This window comes from Bradyrhizobium algeriense (assembly GCF_003062295.1).
GTDB lineage: Bacteria > Pseudomonadota > Alphaproteobacteria > Rhizobiales > Xanthobacteraceae > Bradyrhizobium > Bradyrhizobium algeriense.
This window is the reverse complement of the sequence record NZ_PYCN01000298.1, coordinates 1-416: the sequence shown is the minus strand read 5'-3', so window position 1 is coordinate 416 and position 416 is coordinate 1. Positions and strand designations below refer to the sequence as shown.

General features: G+C 63.5%; 1 pseudogene. It reads right to left on the bottom strand.

Going from position 1 to position 416, the window contains the following annotated elements:
* Positions 1-230: 230 nt before the first annotated feature.
* A pseudogene (locus tag C7G61_RS43590) lies at positions 231-416 on the bottom strand (IS110 family transposase); the annotation flags it as partial.

The window sequence follows — 416 nt, the reverse complement described above, 5'->3', positions numbered from 1 at the left end:
GTCTCATCCTCTCGCAGACCTCGGCGGGTAAGGGATGTTGGTTACGTCATCGATAGCTCCTCACTTCGCGCTGTTCCTTTGTTCGTGCCTGGCGGTCGTTCCTTCGTCCCGGCCTGCGCGCGCAGACGCGCCGCGCGCAAGGGCCGTCAAGGCCGGCCGTCGTGCTGTCCTGACGTCTTGCGCTACCGTTGCCAGGCTGCGCCTTGACGGCCCCGAGCACGGCGCGAGGATCAGGCAGGTCGGGACGCCGTCTCTTCCGTCTTGACGCATTCGAAGGCGCATCCCTTGTTGAGAACCGCCCACGCGATCCGGGCGAGCTTGTTGGCGAGCGCAATCGCCAGCACGTTGTGGTGCAATCGTTTCTTGGCGGCTTCGATCCAAGATTTGAGGCCATAGCGCTCCCAACACTTGACCTT